Raw genomic sequence first — 16,640 nt, 5'->3', positions numbered from 1 at the left:
CAAGTTTGAAGGCGAGGCCTACATCCTGAGCAAGGAAGAGGGCGGGCGCCATACCCCGTTCTTCGGTGGCTATCGTCCCCAGTTTTACTTCCGGACCACCGACGTGACGGGTGTTGTAACGCTGCCCGCCGACAAAGAGATGGTGATTCCGGGTGACAACGTTTCTGTTTCGGTGGAGCTGATTGCGCCCATCGCGATGGAAGAGGGTCTTCGCTTCGCCATTCGTGAAGGCGGTCGTACCGTCGGCGCCGGCGTCGTCAGTAAGATCATCGCATAAACGACAGGCAATAGTTCCAACGGGCCGGTGCCAGCAGGCATCGGCGCTTTTTTCCGGGCTAGGCCTGGTATCTGAGTGAGGCTTGAGGTTCGCCGATATGATGGACGGACAGAAGATTCGAATCCGTTTGAAGGCGTTCGATCACCGCATTCTCGATCAGTCTGCTCAAGAGATCGTGGATGCAGTGAAGGCGACCGGTGCGATTGTTCGGGGACCGATCCCCTTACCGACGAAGTTCAGTCGGTATACGGTGATCCGTTCCCCCCATGTCAACAAGAAGAGTCGGGAACAGTTCGAAATCCGAGCCCATAAGCGGCTTTTGGATATCGTTGACCCCTCTCCGCAGACCTTGGACGCGTTGATGAAGCTGGACCTCGCGGCCGGCGTCGATGTTGAGATCAAGGTCTAAGACCGTCATTCGTTTGATTTGAGGATGGTTCGATGGCTACAGGGCTGATCGGGCGTAAGCTCGGAATGACCCGGGTGTTTCAGGAAGACGGGCAATCGGTGCCCGTTACCGTGATTCAACTTGGGCCCTGCAAGGTGGTGCAGATCAAAACCCCCGAAAACGACGGTTATGCCGCCGTACAGCTGGGATTTGAGGATGCCAAACCTTCGCGGGTTAATGGACCGCAACGCGGTCATTTCGCGAAAGCGGGCATTGAGCCCCTTCGCAACCTTCGTGAATTCCGTATCGAGGATCCCAGCCAATACCAGGTGGGTCAGGAACTCGACGTCTCCCAGTTTTCGGACACGGAGTACGTCGATGTCACCGGAACCTCGATCGGTAAAGGCTTCCAGGGCGTGATGAAACGTCATGGGTTTGGCGGCTTGCGCGCCACCCATGGTGTGTCGATCTCCCATCGCTCCCCCGGCTCGATCGGGAATCGCCAAACTCCGGGCCGTGTCTTCAAAAATAAGAAGATGGCGGGTCACATGGGCGCCGAGCGGGTCACCACCCAGAACCTAAAAGTGGTTCAGGTGCGTGCAGAGGAGAGCGTGCTGCTGGTCGAAGGCTCGGTTCCCGGACATGCCGGGTCTCTGGTCTACGTCAACACTGCAGTGAAGAAAGGGGCCAAGGCATGAGCGAAATCGCCCTGAAAATCGTTGACCGGAGCGGCCAAGAGGCAGGTGTTCTCAACGGGAATCCTGACCTTTGGGCTCAGGAGATCCGCAGCGACATCATTCACTTGGCTGTTGTGGCAGAGCTTGATGCTCATCGGCGCGGCACCCGCAAAACCAAGACCCGTTCCGAGGTCAGCGGTGGCGGAGCCAAGCCATGGCGACAAAAGGGGACCGGTCGTGCCCGCGCAGGAACGACCCGTGCGCCCCACTGGCGTCATGGTGGTGTTGCCTTCGCATTCGGCCCCGACCGTCGTCAGGTCAAGATCAACCGCAAGCTTAAGAAAAAAGCGCTTGCGATTGCCTTGTCCGACCGTCTGGCCGAGGGTGATCTGATCATCGTCGATCATCTGAGCCTTGAGGCTCCCCGCACCAAGGAAGCCTTGGCGCTATTGCAAAGCCTGGGTATCCCCGAGGCCTTGTTGGTGACCGATGGTCTTGAGGCTAACCTGGTTTTGGGTTGCCGCAATCTGCACAAGGTTGATGTGGTCGATGTTGCCTCGTTGTCGGTCTACGACATCCTGAGCCGTCCGAAGACCGTCATCACCCAGGCTGCGGTGAAAAAGCTTGAGGAGCGCTTCCAATGAGCCAGCAACACGAACTCTATCGGATCCTCCGTCGGCCGATCGTCACCGAGAAGAGTCTGCGTGGCACCGAGAAGAACAACCAGTACACCTTCGAGGTGTCGGTCGATGCCAGCAAGCAGGAGATCCGCGCCGCCGTCGAAAAGCTCTTCGGTGTCGAGGTGATCAGCGTTCAGACCCGTAACCGGCTGGGCAAGGTGCGTCGTCTGGGCCGTTTCGAGGGCCGCCGTTCTGCCTCAAAGCAGGCTGTGGTCCGGCTGAAAGAGGGTCAATCCCTCGCAATCCTGGAGCAGTGAGGCGGTTATGGCTTTGAAGGCGATGAAACCGGCGACCCCGAGCAGCAGATTCACCGTGAAGGTGGATCGCAGTGAGCTCTCGAAAGAGGGCCCTGAACGCTCCTTGCTCGCCCCCCAAAAGAAAAACGGTGGCCGGAACAACACTGGTCGCTTGACGGTTCGCCACCAGGGCGGTGGTCATAAGCAGCGGTATCGGCTCGTCGATTTCCGTCGCAATAAAAAAGACATTTCTGCCCGTGTCGAGCGTTTGGAATACGACCCTAACCGCACCGCGTTCATCGCGTTGTTGGTTTATGCAGATGGTGAGAAGAGCTACATCCTTGCTCCCCAAGGTTTGAAAGCGGGCGACCAGGTCATTGCTGCCGACGGTGCCGACATCCGGCCCGGCAATGCGATGCCGCTGCGTTCGATCCCGGTCGGGACCATCGTCCACAACGTGGAGATGAAACCCGGCAAGGGCGGGCAGCTCGGTCGTTCTGCCGGGACCTCAATTCAGCTGTTGGCTCGGGAAGGCAACTGGGCAACCCTGAAGCTCTCTTCAGGCGAGATGCGGTTGGTTTCCGTGCATTGCATGGCGACCGTGGGTTCGGTTTCGAATCCCGATCATTCCAACCAAAAGCTGGGCAAGGCGGGTCGCAAGCGCTGGTTGGGTGTTCGTCCCACCGTCCGCGGTGTGGCGATGAACCCGGTCGATCACCCCCATGGCGGTGGTGAGGGGCGGACCAGCGGTGGACGTCACCCGGTTTCGCCCTGGGGTACCCCTACCAAGGGTTACCGCACCCGCCACAACCGGGCGACCGATCGCTTTATCGTTCGCCGCCGCAACAAGTGATGAGGGGGGACCAAGGTGCCTCGTTCGATTAAAAAAGGTCCATTTTTTGACCAGTACCTCATGGATAAGGTGGTCAAACAGAAAGAGGGCAGCCGCCGGGATCCCATTAAGACCTGGTCGCGCCGCTCTACCATCATGCCTGAGTTCATCGGCCATACCTTTTCGGTGCACAACGGGAGCAAGTTCATCCCGGTGTATGTGACCGAAAACATGGTCGGTTACAAGCTCGGTGAGTTCGCGCCCACCCGTACCTACTACGGTCATGGCGTCGATAAGAAGGCCAAGCGGCGCTAAGGGGAATGACGATGGAAGTGAAAGCCGTTGCCCGGCAGATCCGGATGTCTCCGACCAAGATCCGCCCCGTGGCCGATCTGGTTCGTGGCAAGAAGGTCGATGTGGCCCTGGCCGAGTTGGCCCACAACCCCAAAACCGCCGCCCGCATCATCCGAAAGGTGTTGCTCAGTGCGATGGCCAATGCCGAGAACAACCTCGGGCTGGATGTGGATCGGTTGATGGTCTCGACGATTGCCATCGATCAAGGTCCTACCCTGAAGCGGTTTATGGCACGGGCTCGTGGCCGTGGAAGCCGTATTTTGAAGCGGACCAGCCACATCACTGTCGCCGTCGCCGAACGGGATTAACGAAAGGGGAGGTGTCTCTTGGGTCAGAAGGTAAACCCGATCGGTTTCCGGATCGGCATCATCAAGAATTGGGCGTCGCGTTGGTATGCCGAACGCGACTTTGCTGACAAGCTTCATGAAGACTTTAGCCTGCGCAGCTTTTTGAAAGAGAAGCTCAATCACGCAGGAGTCTCTAAGATTGTGATCGAGCGTCCGGCCAAGCGGGCTCGGATCAACATCCACGCTGCCCGTCCCGGCGTTATTATTGGTAAGAAGGGTGCCGATATCGAGACGTTGCGCCAAGAGATCGAGAAGCGCACATCCGAAGAGGTGCACATCAACATCGTTGAAGTGCGCAAGCCCGAAATTGATGCCCAACTGGTGGCCGAGAACATCGCCCTTCAGTTGGAGCGTCGAGTGGCGTTCCGGCGTGCGATGAAGCGTTCCGTGACCAATGCTATGCGGTTGGGGGCCAAGGGGATTCGGATCCACACCTCCGGGCGTCTGGCCGGCGCCGAGATCGCCCGCGCCGAGTGGTACCGCGAGGGTAGGGTACCGTTGCACACCCTGCGGGCCGATATCGATTACGGTTTTGCCGAGGCTAAGACCACCTTCGGGATCATTGGCGTCAAGGTCTGGATCTTCCGCGAGGAAGTACCGACCGGTCGGTTGACCTAAGGAGCGCATAAGCGATGTTGCAGCCTAAACGTACCAAGTTTCGCAAAATCCAGAAGGGTCGGAACAAGGGGCTTTCCCAGCGTGGATCGACCTTGGCTTTCGGTCAGTATGGCCTCAAAGCGTTGACCCGTGGGATGTTGACCGCACGCCAAATTGAGGCGGCTCGTATCGCGATGACCCGCCACATCAAACGCGGCGGTCGTATCTGGATTCGAGTCTTTCCCGACAAGCCGATCACCAGCAAACCTGCCGAGGTCCGCATGGGCAGTGGTAAGGGATCGGTTGACCACTGGTCGGCGGTGATTCGCCCCGGGCGGGTTTTGTATGAGATGGAGGGTGTTACTCCTGAGGTGGCTGCCGAGGCGTTCCGACTGGCCGCGGCGAAACTTCCGGTGAAGACCCGGTTTGTTATGCGAGAAGAGGCATAAACGATGGCCGACGCCAAAGAACTTCGTGGCATGAGCGACGCGGCGCTTCAAAGCAAGCTCGGTGAGCTGCTTAAGGAGCAAATGGGCATGCGGTTCCAACATGCGATGGCACAACTTGAGAACACGGCCCGGATCCGTCAGGTCCGCCGCGAGGTCGCCCAGGTTCGGACCATCATCACCGAGAAGCAGCGGGAGGGCGGTCAATGACTGCGAGCCGCGGACGAGCCCGTACCCTCGAAGGGGTAGTGGTTTCCGACAAGATGGAAAAGACCATTGTGGTGAAGGTCGAGCGGTTGGTTCAGCACCCGCTCTATAAAAAGACCATTCGCCGCAGTAAAAAATACAAGGCACATGACGAGACCAACGCTTGCCGCGAGGGTGATCGTGTGCTGTTGACGGCCTGCCGCCCGCTGGCCAAGGACAAACACTGGCGTGTTAGCCAGGTCCTCAAGCGGGCAGCCGAAGCCTAATCGGGGAGACAGTCATGATTCAGATGCAAACCATCCTCGACGTGGCCGACAACTCGGGTGCCAAAAAGGTGCAGTGCATCAAGGTGCTCGGGGGCTCCAAGCGCATGGTCGCTGGGGTGGGCGACGTCATCGTTGTTTCGGTGAAGGATGCGATTCCCCGGGGCAAGGTGAAGAAGGGCGATGTTCACAAGGCCGTCATCGTTCGGACCAAAAAAGAGGTTCGTCGGCCCGACGGTTCGGTGATTCGCTTCGACGGTAATGCAGCCGTCTTGATTAACAACAACCAAGAGCCGATCGGGACCCGTATCTTCGGGCCGGTGACGCGCGAGCTTCGTGCCCGCAATTTCATGAAGATCATCTCCCTGGCGCCTGAAGTTCTCTAAGGCTGGCAGGCTCCGTTCGCAGGGCTGGAATAGTGATGAAAACCAACATCCGTAAAGACGACGAAGTGATCGTGCTGGCGGGCAAGGAACGTGGTAAGCGTGGGAAGGTGATCCGCGTACTGCCACGCAAAGGTCGCGTCATCGTCGAGCAGGTCAACACGATCAAACGGCACACCCGTCCCAATATGCGCAACCCTCAGGGTGGCATCATTGAGCGGGAGGCCCCCATTCACCTGTCGAATGTGAACCTTTACTGCAACAGTTGTGGTAAAGGGGTGCGGATCGGTCAGCGTGTTCTGGAGGATGGCTCCAAGGTCCGCGTGTGTAAGTCCTGCGGCGAGCAGATTTAAACTAGGGGTAGGCAATGGCCCGGGCACGTTTGAAACAGGTTTACAAGGATCAGGTGGTTCCCGCTCTGATGCAGGAGTTTGGGTACAGCAACATCCACCAAGTCCCCCGTCTTGAGAAGATCGTCATCAACATGGGTGTTGGGGAGGCCATCGGCAATCCCAAGATCCTTGAGGGCGCGGTCCTCGACTTGACCAAAATCGCCGGTCAAAAGCCGGTCGTCACCAAGGCGAAGAAGTCCATCGCGGCTTTCAAGCTGCGCGAAGGGATGAACATCGGAGCGAAGGTGACCCTTCGTGGCGACCAGATGTGGGAATTCCTGGACCGCCTGGTAAGCATCGCACTTCCCCGTGTCCGAGATTTCAAGGGGGTCTCCTCCAAGGCTTTCGACGGGCGCGGCAACTACACCCTGGGGATCCGTGAGCAGATCATTTTTCCGGAGATCAACTACGATGAGGTTGATCAGGTTCGGGGGATGGATGTGGTCATCGTGACCTCTGCGAACAGTGACGAAGAGGGCCGGGCCTTCCTTCGTGCGCTGAACATGCCGTTCCGCAAGTAAGGAGTCCGCCTTGGCTAAGAAGTGCTTGATTGCAAAAGCTGCTCGTGCGCCGAAATTTGGCGTTCGTGGCTACACCCGTTGCGAATGCTGCGGTCGCCCTCGTTCGGTGTACCGGAAATTCCGCCTCTGCCGCATCTGCCTGCGTCAACGTGCGCTGAAGGGCGAGATTCCTGGCATGACCAAGGCCAGCTGGTAATAGGGGATTAGACAATGGCCATGACCGATCCAATCGCCGATATGTTGACTCGGATCCGCAACGGGCAAACTGCCCGCCTCGATGTGATCCGCATGCCGGCCTCCAAAATGAAAACCGCCATTGCCTCGATCCTAAAGGACGAGGGATATATCCGGGCCTATAAGGTCGGAGGCGAAGGTGCCAAGCGCACCCTGAGCATCCAGCTCAAGTACACCCCCGAAGGCAACGGGATTGAACACATCAGTCGCCTCTCCAAGCCTGGCTTGCGGCGCTATGTGGCGGTCTCCGAGATCCCCTTCGTACGCAACGGTTTTGGCATCGCCATTCTCTCCACAAGCCGTGGGGTGGTTAGTGATCGTCAAGCCCGCGAGTTCGGGGTCGGCGGCGAGATTCTTTGCCAAATCTGGTAAATAGCGCGGCCCGTCAGGGCTGCTTTTAAGATTTTGAACTGAGACGAGACAGGGGACGCTTTCGATGTCACGTATCGGCAAGCAACCTATCGAAATTCCCGGTCAGGTGACGATCACCTTCGGGGAGGGTTCGGTGGAAGTGAAGGGGCCCAAAGGGGCTCTTTCAGCGGAGATTCGTCCTGAGGTCCAGGTGACCCAGGAGGGTTCGAGCCTGGTTGTGTCTCCCAAGGTCGAAGGCCAGGGGAACAACTTCTGGGGTTTGACCCGTGCCCTTCTAAACAACATGGTTCTTGGCGTGAGTCAGGGATTTACCAAATCCTTGGAGATCAAGGGTGTCGGTTATCGTTCGGAAGTGGCCGGTCGGACCTTGAAGCTCTCGCTCGGGTTTTCCCATCCTGTGGAATACCCGATTCCCGAAGGGATCGAGATCAAGTGCGATACCCCGACGTTGATTCATGTGTCGGGTGCCAATAAAGAGCGCGTGGGTCAGGTTTGTGCTGAGATCCGGGCGTTCCGGCCTCCAGAGCCCTACAAGGGTAAAGGGGTTCGCTATGTCGGCGAGCATGTCGCCATCAAAGAAGGTAAGAAGGCTAAGTAATTCGGGGTCGACACCATGGCTGTCATTCGTCGCGCACGTTATGCCGATTCCCGCGATCGGCGGGCTCAACGCCTTCGCCGTCGTCTCCGTCGTGAGAGCACGCGGCTGCGGTTGAGCATCTTTCGCTCCAACAAGCACATTTACGCCCAGATCATCGACGACACCCGTGGGGTGACGCTGGCTGCGGCCTCCACTAAGGACAAAGAGCTTTCCTTAAGCATCGGCAGCAATGTCGAAGCGGCGCAAAAGGTGGGTGAATTGGTCGCCAAACGCGCCTTAGCCGCCGGGATCGCTCAGGTTGTCTTTGATCGTAGCGGCTACCTCTACCATGGTCGGGTTAAAGCGCTGGCCGATGGCGCCCGGTCCGCCGGACTCGAATTCTAAGCGGCTGGAGAACACTCATGCGCAATCAAATCAACGCCGACGCCTTGGATCTCCAAGATAAGTTGGTCGGGGTCAATCGAGTCGCCAAAGTCGTCAAGGGTGGTCGTCGTTTCGGCTTTGCCGCTCTGGTTGTGGTAGGCGACGGCAAAGGCCATGTCGGCTACGGCAAGGGTAAGGCCAAAGAGGTGCCCGAGGCGGTTCGCAAAGCGACCGAGCAGGCCAAGAAGAACCTGATCCGGATTCCTCTGAACGGTACCACCGTTCAGTTCGGCGCCGTGGGTAGCTATGGCGCGGGGCAAGTTCTTCTGAAACCCGCTCCTGCAGGTACGGGCATTATTGCTGGCGGCCCTGTGCGTGCGGTGATGGAAATGGCCGGGGTGCAGGATGTTGTGGCTAAAAACCTGGGTTCGAACAACCCCCACAACATGGTTAAAGCTGCGGTTCAGGCGTTGCGCCAGCAACATTCTCCGGCCGACATCGCAGCCCGTCGCGGCAAGAGCGTTGCGGAGATCAACACCCGCACGCAAAGCTCGAAGTAAGGGGGCAGGGCAATGGCTGGTTTGGTCAAGGTAACTCAGGTGAACAGCTCGATCGGTTATCCCGAGCGTGTTCAGGACACCCTGCGCGGGTTGGGTCTGAAGCGCCGCGGCAATAGTCGTGTGCTGAAAGACACCCCCGAGGTTCAGGGGATGATCAATAAGGTTCGGCACCTGATCGCGGTTGAAGCGGTTGCCGAAGGCGATCAGAGCAAATAACGGGGTTTAACCATGTTGAAGTTGAATGAACTTGCGCCGAATCCCGGCTCCAAGACCGACCGTCGTCGCGTCGGTCGCGGTGTCGGAAGCGGTTGGGGTAAGACCAGCGCCAAGGGTCAGAAGGGGCAGCTCTCCCGTTCGGGCGCCAGCCATAGCATTGGTTTTGAGGGCGGCCAGATGCCGCTGCATCGCCGCGTTCCCAAGCGCGGTTTTCATAACCCCTTTCGCGTTGCCTACTCACCCGTGAATCTCGACCAGCTCGAAGAGAATTTCGAAGCGGGCGATGTCGTGACCACCGATGTCCTAATGGAGCGCGGCTTGGTGCCCACCAGCCGTCCCGTGGCCAAGATTTTGGCGCGTGGCAATTTGACTAAGAAGCTTGATATCAAGGTCGAAAAGGCATCCAAGGCGGCCGTGGAGAAAATCCAGGCGGCTGGCGGCAGCATCGAGCAGCTGGGGGCCTAATGGTTCCGGGAACCGCGGGTGTAGGGGATATCGGTCGTGTACCGGAGCTGCGTCGGCGCATTTTTTTCACCCTTCTGATGTTGGTGGTTTACCGGGTAGGTGCTCACGTGCCTACCCCTGGTATCAACACCGATGCCTTGCAGGCGTTTTTCGACTCTGCCCAGGGTACGTTGCTGGGTATGTTCGATATGTTCTCTGGCGGGGCGCTTTCGCGCCTAACGATTTTTGCGCTGGGGATCATGCCGTACATCTCGGCCTCGATCATTCTGCAGTTGATGACCATCGTTTCTCCGACCATTGAGGCCCTTAAAAAAGAGGGTGAGGCCGGACGACGTAAAATCACCCAATACACCCGCTATGGCACGGTGATCCTGGCGATCTTCCAGGGTTACGGGATCTCCATCGGACTCGAATCGATGAGCGGTCCCGGAGGTTTGGCAGTGGTTCCCGACCCGGGTTGGAGCTTCCGATTGCTGACGGTGTTGACCCTGACCACAGGGACCGTTTTCTTGATGTGGTTGGGTGAGCAGATTACGGAACGCGGCATCGGCAACGGCATCTCCTTGATTATCTACTCGGGGATCGTCGCCAACTTGCCAGTGGCCCTGTACAACACCGGACGGATGAGTCAAACCGGGGATTTGAGCTACTTCTTTGTAATGTTCCTGTTTGTCATGGCTATTGCGGTGACGGCGGGTGTTGTCTACATGGAGCGAGCTCAGCGCAGAATTACCATTCAGTACGCCAAGCGACAGGTGGGGCGCAAAGTCATGGGGGGGCAGTCGACCTTCATGCCCTTAAAGGTGAACATGGCCGGTGTAATTCCGCCCATTTTTGCCAGTTCTATCATCCTGTTTCCGCTGACCATTGCGAATTTTGCTCCGGTCGATTTCTTGAAGACGGTAGCGGCGTATCTGTCGCCTGGTCAGCCGCTGTACATGTTGGTGTACACGTCCGCCATTTTCTTCTTCTGCTTTTTCTACACTGCCATCGTGTTTAATCCCCACGAGACGGCTGACAACCTGAAGAAATACGGCGGGTTTATTCCCGGCATCCGGCCGGGTGCAAAAACGGCCGAGTACTTTGACAAGGTGTTGTCACGGTTGACCTTTGCAGGAGCGATGTATGTGGCGATCGTCTGTCTCATTCCCGAGATTTTGATTGCTCAGTACCACGTGCCGTTCTACTTCGGCGGCACCTCGTTACTGATTATCGTGGTGGTCACCATCGATACGACCAGCCAGATTCAGGCTCATTTAATGAGCCATCAGTACGAAGGTCTGATGAAAAAGTCGAATCTGCGGGGGGCTGGACGGTGAAGAAACAAATCATCCTGTTTGGCCCTCCCGGTGTCGGAAAGGGAACTCAGGCTCAGATTTTGACCGGTGATCTCGGGATTCCCCAAATTTCGACGGGGGATCTCCTTCGGGCCGCTGTTCGCCAGCAAAGCCCGTTGGGGGTGGAGGCTAAGGGCTACATGGATGGGGGAAAGTTGGTCCCCGATGCTCTGGTGGTTGCGATGATCGAAGAGAGATTGCAACAATCCGATGCCCAAGATGGTTTTCTGCTTGATGGCTTTCCTCGTACCGTGGCCCAAGCGCAGGCGCTCAGCGCGATGCTTGAGGCTCACGGTCGTGGTATCGAGGCAGTTGTGGCGCTTGAGGTTAACGACGAAACGGTTGTTCATCGCTTGTCGGGGAGACTTTCATGCCCTGCATGCGGCGCCTCGTTCCATCGCAGCAATCATCCGCCCAAAGTTGACGGGGTTTGCAATCAGTGCGGCGGCGCTTTGATTGTCCGGTCGGATGATCAAGAGGAAACGATCCGCCATCGCCTGGAAGCCTACCACGGCCAAACGGCGCCGGTGCTCGACTTTTATGCCCATCAGGGGCTGGTGACCCAGATTGCGGGGGACGCTCCAATTTCGGACGTTACCGTGCGCATTCTGGAAGCCCTGAACTGAATCGACAGGTCCATGGCTAAAGAAGACACCATCGAGATGGAAGGCACGGTCGCCGAGACCTTGCCCAACGCAATGTTTCGGGTCGAGCTTGAGAATGGCCACATTTTGTTGGCCCACATCTCCGGGAAGATGCGTAAACACTACATTCGGATTTTGCCGGGTGATCGGGTCACTGTTGAGCTGACCCCCTATGATCTAACCCGCGGCCGGATTATTTACCGTTCGAAATAAGGTCCACCGGCCCGATCGGCCGGGGTTTCGTTCAAGAGGAAAGACCGATGAAGGTTCGTCCCAGCGTTAAAACCATTTGCCCTAAGTGCAAGGTGATCCGCCGTAAAGGTGTGGTTCGCATCATCTGCGAAAACCCCAAGCACAAGCAGCGGCAAGGTTGATCGCCTAAGTTTCGTATCCCAAACACTGTCGATCCCAAGAGGCCCCCAAATTTGGGGGCTTCTTGACTTGGTGACGTTCATTCGTAGAATTCGCGCCCTTTTGCGCGGGACGTCCGATCGAATCCGAAGGAGGACCATTCGTGGCCCGTATTGCTGGCGTCAATCTGCCGAACAACAAGCGCGTCGAAATTGCTTTGACTTACGTCTATGGCATTGGCCGTTCGTCCGCTAAGCGGATCATCGAACAGGCCAGCATCGATGCTCAGACCCGTTTGGGCGACCTTGCCGAGCCCGAGTTGGCTCGTCTGCGTGAGATCATTGAGCACAACTTCCGGGTTGAAGGTGACCTTCGCCGGGAAATCTCCATGAACATCAAGCATCTGATGGATCTCGGCAACTATCGCGGCCTGCGCCATCGCCGTGGCTTGCCGGTTCGTGGTCAACGGACCCATACCAACGCACGGACCCGTAAGGGGCCGCGTAAGCCGATCGCCGGCAAGAAGAAATAATCACGTCTGATTAGAAGAGGTTTTGCTCCATGGCCAAGGCACAAGCCGCCAGCCGGGTCAAAAAGCGCGAGCGGAAAAACATTTCCGATGGCGTGGCCCACATCAAGTCCTCCTTCAACAACACCATCGTCACCATCACCGACAAAAAGGGAAACACGGTTTCCTGGTCGACGGCGGGTGCTGGTGGGTTTAAGGGATCCCGGAAGTCGACCCCCTATGCGGCCCAGTTGGCGGCAGAAGAGGCTGGCAAGAAGGCTGCCGAGCACGGTCTCAAAAACCTGGAGGTCATGGTGAAGGGGCCCGGTTCCGGGCGTGAGTCGGCCATCCGCGCTTTGGCGGCTGCCGGTTTTAACATCACCTTCATTCGTGACGTGACGCCGATCCCCCACAACGGGTGCCGTCCTCCGAAGCGTCGCCGCGTCTGATTTCTGAGTTGGAATCCGCGGCTGGTTGAAGATGAAGTCCGGACCGTATCCCGGCCGGTAGTTTGATAAAGGAGATCCCCCTTGGCTCGTTATTTGGGTTCCAAGTGCCATCAATGCCGTCGTGAGGGCGTGAAGCTGTACCTTAAGGGCAGCAAATGCTACTCCGACCGCTGCCCCATCGAGACCCGTCCTTATCCTCCGGGTCAGCACGGCCAACGGCGTCCTCGCGTGAGCGACTACGGGGTTCAGTTGCGTGAAAAGCAGAAGGTTCGCCGGATTTACGGTGTGCTCGAAAAGCAGTTCCGCAAGTACTTCGAAGAGGCAGCTCGTCGCCGTGGCAACACCGGTGAGAATATGTTCAGCCTGCTCGAAGCACGCCTGGACAACGTGGTCTACCGGATGGGTTTTGCCAGCTCCCGCAACGAGGCTCGGCAGGTGGTTCGCCACAACCAAATCCAGGTGAATGGCCGTCGCGTCAATATTCCCAGCTATTCGGTTCGGGTGGGTGATGAAGTGGCCGTGATGGAAAAGAGCCGTGGTCAGGCTCGTATTCAGAGCGCCATCGAGTTTGCCAGCAAACAACGTGGGATCCCTTCCTGGTTGGAAGTTGATGCCCAAAAGCTCGCGGGGGTGTTTAAGGCGGTTCCTGCCCGTACGGAGATCGGCCTAGACGACATCAACGAGAGCTTGATCGTTGAGCTTTACTCGAAGTAATCCCCCCATCCGATAGGAGAAAGGGCGACGATGAGCTTTCTGCCCAACGAAAAGAATTGGACCGACCTGATTCGGCCCCGCCGGGTCGAGATGGAAGAGATCAGCGGATCTCGGCATGGCCGTTTGGTGGCCGAGCCCTTGGAGCGTGGTTTCGGAACGACTTTGGGCAATGCTTTCCGCCGGGTGCTCCTCTCTTCTTTGCGGGGGGCGGCTGTCAGCCGGATTCGAATCGACGGAATCCTGCACGAGTTCTCCACCCTTCCCGGGGTTGAAGAGGATGTCACTGATATCGTCTTGAACCTCAAGGGATTGTGGGTGACCTTGGATGGCGACGACGAGCCGGCAACCATGCGTTTGGACGTAACCGGACCCGCGACCGTCACCGGCAAGGATATCGACACCGGCCACCGGGTGAAGGTACTTAATCCCGATCACGTCATCGCCCATCTGGGTGAGGATGGAAAGCTCAATATGGAGCTTTCCGTGACTTCCGGGAAGGGCTACGTGCCCGCCGATCGGCAGGAGTCGACTGGTGTGATCGGGGAGTTGAGCATCGATGCGTTGTACAGCCCGATTCGTCGGGTGTCCTTCAACGTCGAGAATGCCCGAATCGGCCAGGACACCGATTTCGACCGTTTGCTGCTTGAGGTCGAGACCAACGGCGCCTTGAGTGCGGTGGATGCTGTCTCCATTGCTGGGAAGATCTTGACCCATCAGCTCAATCCCTTCATTACCTTCGAACCCGATGTGGTCGAGAAGGTGGAAGAGAAAGAGGAGCAGATTCCGTCGATTCTGACCCGACCGATCACCGACCTTGAACTCTCGGTGCGCTCTATGAATTGCCTGAAGAATGAAAAACTCTTCTACATTGGCGATTTGGTCACCAAAAGCGAACAAGAACTGCTCAAGACCCCCAACTTCGGGCGTAAGAGCCTGAACGAGATTAAAGAGGTCTTGGAGCGCAATGGGTTGGAGCTGGGAATGTCGGTTCCCGGATGGCCCCCTGAAAACCTGCCCGAGCCCGGAACTTTGCCCGTCTCGGATGCAAACGTGGACACCGCGACTGCCTAATCGGCCAAGCGCTGCGATAAGAAACTCCTAGAGGTCATTAGTCATGAACCACCGCAATTCAGGCCGCAAATTGGGGCGTACCGGCTCCCACCGCCGGGCCATGATGGCGAATATGCTCTCCTCGTTGATCGAGCATGAGCAGATCCGTACCACCCTGCCCAAGGCCAAGGAACTGCGTCGCTTTGCCGACACCATGATGACCCTTGGCAAACGTGGTGATCTGCATGCCCGCCGTCAGGCGATCGCCAAGATTCGCGATCAGGGTGCGGTTGCCAAGTTGTTCGAGGATCTGGCCAAGCGCTCGGCCAGCCGTCCCGGCGGTTACACCCGCGTGCTGAAAGCTGGGATCCGTCCCGGCGATGCCGCTCCGATGGCGATCATCGAGTGGGTGGATCGCTGAATCGCGACCGCTAAAGTAATGAAAAGGGGCCCGTTGCTGGGCCCCTTTTTTTTTGGCTGGAGGATCCATGCCGCCATTGGTACTGGCCAGCGATTTTGGAATCGTTAGCCCCTATCCGGGGCAGATGGAACTCGCCGCCCGTGCATGCGGATGGGCGGGCGACATTGTGCAGCTCTGGCATGAGTGGCCTTCGTTCCGCGTCGATTTGGGCCCGGTTCTTCTGCCTCGACTCGTTCGACCTCTTCCTTTGGGAAGCGTGGTGGTTGCGGTGGTCGATCCAGGGGTGGGTAGCGATCGCAGGGTGGTAGCAGTGCCATGGCAAGGCGCAACCTGGATCGCGCCCGACAACGGTTTGCTCAGCGCGATACTCGGTGAGGGGGCGCCAAGCTACGATCTTGAGGACTACCGCCCTGTCGCCTCCAGCGCGCACACCTTTCACGGTCGTGACTGGATGGTTGCCGCCGCAGCAGACTTTCTAACGGGACGTGCCTCTTTGGCCGACCTGCCCTTTGCGCCAAATCCCACAATGTGCTCTTTGCCCCCTCCCGGCCTGGCCTTTTGGGATGCCTTCGGCAATGCAGTGACCACCTGTCCGTGGGAGGGTGGTGCCGCAGGGGCTTGGTGGTCTGCCGAGGGGTGTTTGACGCAAGTGGAACATTTTTCGCAGCAGCCTCCCGGTCGGCTGGTTGCGGTTCGGGGTTCCCTTGGGTTGTGGGAGGTTGCCGTTGTGGAGGGGAGTGCTCGCCAGCACCTCGATGGAACCCTGGATTTACTATGCTGGAAAGATCAATAAGGGAATAATTTCAGATTGTTGGTTTGGATGCCTGCTGTAATACTTTAAGTGGATGTCATTGGGGGAGGGTGCGGGATGGGGCGACCATGGGTCTGATGTGGTGGAAATCCATAACTGGATGGTCGACGGGCTTTCGGGGCGCCGAATGGGGCCTTTTGGTCGCCTTGGCGTGGCTCAGCGCCCAGGTGGTTGTATCGACCCTTGCCCCCGTATCTGCAATTGGCATTTCCTCCTCGGTCGCCCATGTGGCCGCACCCCCATCGGGCGCTCAGGTCGCTGTGAAATTGGACCGCCTGTTGACTTGGACCCCCTTTGGCGCTGCGCATGTCGCCCCTACGCCGAGTGCAGTCCAGGCCCCTGTCGATATTCGCCCCACCTCTTTGCCGTTGAAACTGCAAGGGGTGATTACCGGCAAACGCCCTCTGGCGATCATCGAAGAGACAGCCAAGCGCTGGCAGGAGCCCTACGGGGTTGGGGCTGTGGTGGCGGGGGCGACGGTTATCGAAATCACCGCTCGTCAGGTCAAGCTGCAGGTTCCGGGTGGTGGGATTCAGATTCTGACGCTAGAGGATGAGGAGGGGGGCAAGTTGGTCTCCACTACCCCCGTCCTGGACGTGGTTCAACCAGCACGGGCGGCGGCGGACGGATCCACCACCTTGGCCCGGGCCGATATTCAATCTGCGCTGGCCAACATCAACCAACTGATGGTGCAGGCCCGTATCATGCCCCACTTCACCGATGGGCAGGCCGACGGTTTCACCCTTTCGGCCATTCAGCCCGGCTCATTTTATCAGCGCCTGGGGCTACACAATGGCGATGTGGTGCACCGGGTAAATGGCCGGGAGCTCTCTTCACCCGAGCAAGCGGTAATGGTTTACCAGCAATTGCAGGGTGAGTCCGATGTCGAGGTCGAGGTGACCCGCAACGGGCAACCAACCACCCTGCATTTCGCAATTCGTTGAGGA

Annotated in this window: 31 protein-coding genes and 1 pseudogene; all 32 read left to right on the top strand. The window is 58.0% G+C overall.

The annotated features are described in order from the left end of the window. The 32 genes and pseudogenes from tuf (at nt 1) to AUJ55_10355 (ending at nt 16,637) form a co-directional block, all read left to right on the top strand. Nucleotides 1-277, top strand: a pseudogene (tuf, locus tag AUJ55_10510) (elongation factor Tu). 100 nt (nt 278-377) lie between these two features. Continuing rightward, nucleotides 378-686: a 30S ribosomal protein S10 gene (locus AUJ55_10505; protein ID OIO55421.1), complete on the top strand. Its 309-nt coding sequence runs from the start codon at nt 378-380 to the stop codon at nt 684-686. 32 nt (nt 687-718) lie between these two features. After that, nucleotides 719-1,363 carry a 50S ribosomal protein L3 gene (locus AUJ55_10500; protein OIO55418.1) on the top strand — a complete coding sequence of 215 codons (645 nt, stop codon included), beginning with the start codon at nt 719-721 and terminating at the stop codon, nt 1,361-1,363. After that, entirely contained in the window at nt 1,360-1,986 is a 627-nt protein-coding gene (locus tag AUJ55_10495; GenBank protein ID OIO55417.1) for a 50S ribosomal protein L4, read from the top strand. Before AUJ55_10500 ends, AUJ55_10495 begins: the two co-directional genes overlap by 4 nt. Further along, complete coding sequence (locus tag AUJ55_10490) at nt 1,983-2,279, top strand: 50S ribosomal protein L23 (GenBank protein OIO55416.1); 297 nt, start codon at nt 1,983-1,985, stop codon at nt 2,277-2,279. The genes AUJ55_10495 and AUJ55_10490 overlap by 4 nt, the downstream gene beginning before the upstream one ends. A 7-nt stretch (nt 2,280-2,286) precedes the next feature. Beyond that, nucleotides 2,287-3,111, top strand: a complete 825-nt coding sequence (locus tag AUJ55_10485; GenBank protein ID OIO55415.1) for a 50S ribosomal protein L2 — start codon at nt 2,287-2,289, stop codon at nt 3,109-3,111. 15 nt (nt 3,112-3,126) lie between these two features. Further along, nucleotides 3,127-3,405 (top strand): 30S ribosomal protein S19, encoded by a 279-nt coding sequence (locus tag AUJ55_10480; protein ID OIO55414.1) that lies wholly within the window; start codon nt 3,127-3,129, stop codon nt 3,403-3,405. 11 nt (nt 3,406-3,416) lie between these two features. Beyond that, nucleotides 3,417-3,752 carry a 50S ribosomal protein L22 gene (locus tag AUJ55_10475; protein ID OIO55413.1) on the top strand — a complete coding sequence of 112 codons (336 nt, stop codon included), beginning with the start codon at nt 3,417-3,419 and terminating at the stop codon, nt 3,750-3,752. Between the two features lie 18 nt (nt 3,753-3,770). After that, nucleotides 3,771-4,409: a 30S ribosomal protein S3 gene (locus AUJ55_10470; protein OIO55412.1), complete on the top strand. Its 639-nt coding sequence runs from the start codon at nt 3,771-3,773 to the stop codon at nt 4,407-4,409. A 14-nt stretch (nt 4,410-4,423) separates the two neighbouring features. Beyond that, nucleotides 4,424-4,837, top strand: coding sequence for a 50S ribosomal protein L16 (locus AUJ55_10465; protein ID OIO55411.1), 414 nt, complete (start codon nt 4,424-4,426; stop codon nt 4,835-4,837). A 3-nt stretch (nt 4,838-4,840) separates the two neighbouring features. After that, the gene (locus AUJ55_10460; protein ID OIO55410.1) at nt 4,841-5,044 is read left to right on the top strand and encodes a 50S ribosomal protein L29; all 204 of its coding nucleotides are present in this window, start codon (nt 4,841-4,843) and stop codon (nt 5,042-5,044) included. Beyond that, complete coding sequence (locus tag AUJ55_10455) at nt 5,041-5,307, top strand: 30S ribosomal protein S17 (protein OIO55409.1); 267 nt, start codon at nt 5,041-5,043, stop codon at nt 5,305-5,307. The genes AUJ55_10460 and AUJ55_10455 overlap by 4 nt, the downstream gene beginning before the upstream one ends. Nucleotides 5,308-5,321: 14 nt before the next feature. Then, nucleotides 5,322-5,690, top strand: a complete 369-nt coding sequence (locus AUJ55_10450) for a 50S ribosomal protein L14 (GenBank protein OIO55408.1) — start codon at nt 5,322-5,324, stop codon at nt 5,688-5,690. A gap of 35 nt (nt 5,691-5,725) precedes the next feature. Continuing rightward, nucleotides 5,726-6,040, top strand: a complete 315-nt coding sequence (locus tag AUJ55_10445; protein OIO55407.1) for a 50S ribosomal protein L24 — start codon at nt 5,726-5,728, stop codon at nt 6,038-6,040. Nucleotides 6,041-6,054: 14 nt separating this feature from the next. Then, the gene (locus tag AUJ55_10440) at nt 6,055-6,600 is read left to right on the top strand and encodes a 50S ribosomal protein L5 (GenBank protein ID OIO55406.1); all 546 of its coding nucleotides are present in this window, start codon (nt 6,055-6,057) and stop codon (nt 6,598-6,600) included. A 210-nt stretch (nt 6,601-6,810) separates the two neighbouring features. Continuing rightward, entirely contained in the window at nt 6,811-7,206 is a 396-nt protein-coding gene (locus AUJ55_10435) for a 30S ribosomal protein S8 (protein OIO55405.1), read from the top strand. A gap of 64 nt (nt 7,207-7,270) precedes the next feature. Next, the gene (locus AUJ55_10430) at nt 7,271-7,804 is read left to right on the top strand and encodes a 50S ribosomal protein L6 (GenBank protein OIO55404.1); all 534 of its coding nucleotides are present in this window, start codon (nt 7,271-7,273) and stop codon (nt 7,802-7,804) included. Nucleotides 7,805-7,819: 15 nt separating this feature from the next. Next, entirely contained in the window at nt 7,820-8,188 is a 369-nt protein-coding gene (locus tag AUJ55_10425; protein OIO55403.1) for a 50S ribosomal protein L18, read from the top strand. A 17-nt stretch (nt 8,189-8,205) separates the two neighbouring features. Continuing rightward, nucleotides 8,206-8,727 (top strand): 30S ribosomal protein S5, encoded by a 522-nt coding sequence (locus AUJ55_10420; GenBank protein OIO55402.1) that lies wholly within the window; start codon nt 8,206-8,208, stop codon nt 8,725-8,727. Nucleotides 8,728-8,739: 12 nt separating this feature from the next. Further along, entirely contained in the window at nt 8,740-8,943 is a 204-nt protein-coding gene (locus AUJ55_10415) for a 50S ribosomal protein L30 (protein OIO55401.1), read from the top strand. 12 nt (nt 8,944-8,955) lie between these two features. Then, the gene (locus AUJ55_10410; GenBank protein OIO55400.1) at nt 8,956-9,408 is read left to right on the top strand and encodes a 50S ribosomal protein L15; all 453 of its coding nucleotides are present in this window, start codon (nt 8,956-8,958) and stop codon (nt 9,406-9,408) included. Further along, nucleotides 9,408-10,727 carry a preprotein translocase subunit SecY gene (locus AUJ55_10405; GenBank protein ID OIO55399.1) on the top strand — a complete coding sequence of 440 codons (1,320 nt, stop codon included), beginning with the start codon at nt 9,408-9,410 and terminating at the stop codon, nt 10,725-10,727. Before AUJ55_10410 ends, AUJ55_10405 begins: the two co-directional genes overlap by 1 nt. Then, a complete protein-coding gene (locus AUJ55_10400) occupies nt 10,724-11,371 on the top strand; it encodes an adenylate kinase (protein OIO55398.1) in 648 nt (215 codons plus the stop codon). Before AUJ55_10405 ends, AUJ55_10400 begins: the two co-directional genes overlap by 4 nt. Before the next feature lie 12 nt (nt 11,372-11,383). After that, entirely contained in the window at nt 11,384-11,602 is a 219-nt protein-coding gene (locus tag AUJ55_10395; protein OIO55397.1) for a translation initiation factor IF-1, read from the top strand. A 47-nt stretch (nt 11,603-11,649) separates the two neighbouring features. Then, nucleotides 11,650-11,763, top strand: a complete 114-nt coding sequence (locus tag AUJ55_10390; protein OIO55396.1) for a 50S ribosomal protein L36 — start codon at nt 11,650-11,652, stop codon at nt 11,761-11,763. Nucleotides 11,764-11,903: 140 nt separating this feature from the next. After that, nucleotides 11,904-12,272 (top strand): 30S ribosomal protein S13, encoded by a 369-nt coding sequence (locus AUJ55_10385; protein ID OIO55395.1) that lies wholly within the window; start codon nt 11,904-11,906, stop codon nt 12,270-12,272. A gap of 29 nt (nt 12,273-12,301) precedes the next feature. Next, a complete protein-coding gene (locus AUJ55_10380) occupies nt 12,302-12,697 on the top strand; it encodes a 30S ribosomal protein S11 (GenBank protein ID OIO55394.1) in 396 nt (131 codons plus the stop codon). Nucleotides 12,698-12,778: 81 nt separating this feature from the next. Continuing rightward, nucleotides 12,779-13,411 carry a 30S ribosomal protein S4 gene (locus tag AUJ55_10375; GenBank protein ID OIO55393.1) on the top strand — a complete coding sequence of 211 codons (633 nt, stop codon included), beginning with the start codon at nt 12,779-12,781 and terminating at the stop codon, nt 13,409-13,411. Nucleotides 13,412-13,441: 30 nt separating this feature from the next. After that, the gene (locus AUJ55_10370; GenBank protein OIO55392.1) at nt 13,442-14,482 is read left to right on the top strand and encodes a DNA-directed RNA polymerase subunit alpha; all 1,041 of its coding nucleotides are present in this window, start codon (nt 13,442-13,444) and stop codon (nt 14,480-14,482) included. A gap of 43 nt (nt 14,483-14,525) precedes the next feature. Further along, nucleotides 14,526-14,882 (top strand): 50S ribosomal protein L17, encoded by a 357-nt coding sequence (locus tag AUJ55_10365; GenBank protein ID OIO55391.1) that lies wholly within the window; start codon nt 14,526-14,528, stop codon nt 14,880-14,882. 67 nt (nt 14,883-14,949) lie between these two features. Then, the gene (locus AUJ55_10360) at nt 14,950-15,675 is read left to right on the top strand and encodes a hypothetical protein (GenBank protein ID OIO55390.1); all 726 of its coding nucleotides are present in this window, start codon (nt 14,950-14,952) and stop codon (nt 15,673-15,675) included. Nucleotides 15,676-15,761: 86 nt separating this feature from the next. Next, nucleotides 15,762-16,637 (top strand): hypothetical protein, encoded by an 876-nt coding sequence (locus AUJ55_10355; GenBank protein OIO55389.1) that lies wholly within the window; start codon nt 15,762-15,764, stop codon nt 16,635-16,637. Nucleotides 16,638-16,640 lie beyond the last annotated feature (3 nt).

The sequence above is a fragment of the Proteobacteria bacterium CG1_02_64_396 genome (assembly GCA_001872725.1).
Taxonomy (GTDB): Bacteria; Pseudomonadota; MNWR01; order CG1-02-64-396; family CG1-02-64-396; genus CG1-02-64-396.
This window is presented reverse-complemented; position numbering and strand designations above follow the sequence as displayed.